This is a genomic window from Dietzia sp. UBA5065, assembly GCA_002415925.1.
Taxonomy (GTDB): domain Bacteria; phylum Actinomycetota; class Actinomycetes; order Mycobacteriales; family Mycobacteriaceae; genus Dietzia.
This window is the reverse complement of sequence record DIAZ01000017.1, coordinates 2,004-5,097: the sequence shown is the minus strand read 5'-3', so window position 1 is coordinate 5,097 and position 3,094 is coordinate 2,004. Positions and strand designations below refer to the sequence as shown.

Annotated in this window: 1 protein-coding gene; it reads left to right on the top strand. The window is 74.0% G+C overall.

What is annotated here, in order from left to right:
• Positions 1-3,094: acyltransferase domain-containing protein (locus tag B4M60_RS01550; protein ID WP_291079629.1), on the top strand; the 3,094-nt coding region annotated here is incomplete at both ends.

Here is a 3,094-nt window from a genome sequence, read left to right as displayed (position 1 = left end):
CGACACCGCCGCCGCCGACACCGACGTCGCGCGCAGCGTCGCCGACGCCGTCGCCCGCAACTCCGAGGTGCTGGCCACCACGGGCACCTCCGTCCCCGGCCCGGCGGCCACGGTGCTCGTCGTGTCCGGGTCGCTGCCGTCACGGCGCAAGTCCGCGGCCGGCCGGATCGCGGACTGGCTCGAGAAGCAGGACGAGTCCGTGGACCTCGGCGCGGTCGCCCGCACCCTCGCCGCCCGCAACCACGGCCGCTCCCGCGGCGCCGTGGTGGGCCACACCCGCGCCGACCTGGTGGCGGGCCTGCGCGCCCTCGCCGCCGGCGACCCCGGGCCCGGCGTGTTCAGCGCCGACGCCCCCGCGGGCACCGGCGACGTCTGGGTGTTCTCCGGCTTCGGCGCCCAGCACCGCAAGATGGCCAAGGAGCTGTACCTATCCAACCCGCTGTTCGCCTCCTGCCTGGACGCGGTGGACGAGCTCATCGAGTTCGAGGCCGGGTACCGGATGGTCGAGATGTTCCTCGACGACTCCGTCACCTACGAGGTCGAGAACGCGCAGGTCGGGATCTTCGCCGTCCAGGTCGCGCTGATCGACACGCTCAAGGCGCTGGGCGCCAAGCCCGAGGCCGTCATCGGCCACTCGATGGGCGAGGTCGCGGCCGCCTACGCCTCCGGCGGCCTGGGCCTGGAGGACGCGGTCCGCGTGATCTGCGTGCGCTCGCGACTCATGGGCGACGCCGAGCAGCAGGTCTCCGACGCCGACGCCGGGGCCATGGCCCTGGTCGAGTACTCGGCGGAGGAGATCGCGCAGATCATCGCCGACAACCCGCAGTTCGCCTCGATCGAGCCCGCCGTCTACGCGGCCCCCACCCACACCACCGTCGGCGGTCGCGCCACGCCCGTGGCCGAGTTCGTCGCCTGGGTCGAGCAGCAGGGCAAGTTCGCCCGACAGCTCCAGGTCCGCGGCGCCGGGCACACCTCCGACGTCGACATGCTGCTGGGGGAGCTCGCCGCGGAGATCGCCGGCCTGGAGCCGCACGGGCTCACCTCCGGGCTGTTCTCCTCGGTGGACAAGGAGACCTTCTACCGCGCCGGCCACGAGCCGATCCACGCGGAGGAGTACTGGGTCAAGGGCATGCGCCACTCGGTGTGGTTCACCCACGCCGTGCGCAAGGCCGTCGAGGCCGGGTACGTGACGTTCCTGGAGTTCGCGCCCAACCCGGTCGCCGCGATGTCCGTGGCGGCCACGTGCTTCGACGCCGGGCTCATGGAGCCGAACCTCCTCTACACGCTCAAGCGCAAGGAGTCCGAGGCGGACACCCTGCTCAGTGCGATCGCGCAGCTGTACGTCCACGGCCACGAGGTCGACATGGTCTCAGTGGTGGAGATGCTGCACGGCTACGTCACCGGCCCCGCCCGGTACGCGCCGGTGCCCGGGACGGCGTGGAAGCGCCGCACCCTGTGGCCGACCGTCACCGCCGGCGGCGGGTCGGGGGAGGGGCGCATGCCCGGTTCCCACGTCGCGCTGCCCGACGGCCGCCACGCCTGGCAGGTCCGCGCGGAGGTCGTGCCGAGCGTGGACGCCCTGATGACGGCCGCCGCGGCGTCGGTGCTCGCGGGCGCGACCCTCACCGCGGTCGACCGGCCCGGGGTGCTCCCGGCCGCCGGCACCGTCACCACCACCATGACCCCGCACCCCGGCGGAGCCTCGCTGCAGGTGCACGCGCACGGCACGGACGGGACCGGGCCGGCCTTCGTCCTGGTCGCCGAGTGCGCGGTGAGCGGCGGTACGCCGATCGACCCCGACGCGGCGCCCGGGGCGCACTACGTGTCGACCGAGTCCGACGCCCCGGTGGTGGACATCGATGACGACGACGACGAGGACACCCGCTGGAATCCGGCCTCGGGCGAGTCGATCGGGGACCGCCTGGCCCGGATCATCGGGTCCTCGATGGGCTACAGCCCCGACGACCTGCCCCGGGAGCTCCCCCTGCTCGACCTCGGCCTGGATTCCCTCATGGCGGTCCGCATCAAGAACCGCGTCGAGCACGAGTTCTCCATCCCGCCCCTCGAACTGCAGGCGATGCGGGACGCGTCGATGAACGACGTGGCCGACATGGTGACCTTCGCCGTGGAGAACCCGGACAAGGTCGGTGAACTCGCCGACCAGCAGTCGCGCGGCGAGGGCGCGGTCGACGTGGCCGCGCTGCGCGGCGACGCGCCGGCCGGCGCCACCGGTGACGCCGGCGCCGCCGGTGTCGCGATCGCCCCCCGGGACGACACCGAGCGCATGGCCTTCGGCGCGTGGGCCGTGGTGACCGGTGCGGCTGCGCCCGGGGTGACCGGTGCGCTCCCCGCGATCGACGACGCCGCACGCACCGCCCTGGCGGCAAGGCTGTCGGACCGGTGCGGCGGCGACGTCACCGCCACCCAGCTGGCCGCCGCCGGCACCATCGCCGAGATCGCGGACCTGCTGCGCCCGTTCACCGAGGTCGCGGTCGAGGGGAACATCCGCGTCCTGCGCGAGGGCTCGCCGGACGCCACGCCGCTGTTCCTGTTCCACGCCGCGGGTGGCTCGTCGTTCGTCTACGAGCCGCTCGTCGAGCGGCTCGGCACCGACACCCCGGTGTACGGCGTCGAGCGCACCGAGGGGCCGCTGGAGGAGCGGGCCGCGGGGTACCTGGACCGGATCCGGGAGATCGCCGCGGGCCGCCCGGTCGCCCTCGGCGGCTGGTCCTTCGGCGGCGCGCTGGCCGTCGAGGTGGCCCGCCAGTTGCGGGCGGCGGGCGACGTGGTCGCGCTGGTCGCGCTGCTGGACACCGTGCAGCCGTCGGAGCCGATCCCGGACACGCTCGACGAGGCGGTGGCGCGCTGGGCGCGGTACTCCGAGTTCGCCAAGCGCACCTACGGCCTGGACGTCGAGGTGCCGCGGGAGTTCCTCGCCGAGCACGGCGAGGACGGCGTGCTGGGGATGCTGCTGGAGGCCCTGGGTGACCAGGCCAACGCCATGGGCGGGGGCGTGATCGAGCACCAGCGGGCCAGCTTCGTCGACAACCGGATCCTCCAGAGCGCGGACCTGTCCACGTGGACCGGTGTGGGC